Source organism: Citrobacter sp. Cpo142, from assembly GCF_030332425.1.
In the GTDB taxonomy this organism is placed as follows: Bacteria; Pseudomonadota; Gammaproteobacteria; order Enterobacterales; family Enterobacteriaceae; genus Citrobacter; species Citrobacter portucalensis.
This window is the reverse complement of record NZ_JAOWHW010000034.1, coordinates 1-253: the sequence shown is the minus strand read 5'-3', so window position 1 is coordinate 253 and position 253 is coordinate 1. Positions and strand designations below refer to the sequence as shown.

Annotated in this window: 1 pseudogene; it reads left to right on the top strand. The window is 51.4% G+C overall.

Going from position 1 to position 253, the window contains the following annotated elements:
- Nucleotides 1-180: pseudogene (locus OGY18_RS01620) on the top strand (antirestriction protein); the annotation flags it as partial.
- Nucleotides 181-253: the final 73 nt, after the last annotated feature.

Genomic DNA, 253 nt, shown 5'->3' with positions numbered 1-253 from the left:
TCCTTTTACACGCTCAGCAATGGCGGCGCGTTTATGGCCCCTGATGCTGACGTTGACGATAAATGGCATCTGTTCAACGGCATGAACGGCAATGGTGCGCAAATGAGCGCGGAAGCCGCAGGTATCGCTGTCTGTCTGATTGAATACAGCCATCACGCCTGTCGCACCGAATGTGAATCGCCACGGGTTTAACAGACACCTCAGAGTCATTTAAGATGACTTAAAAGAGAGGTGCCCATGAGCGGTAAACGTT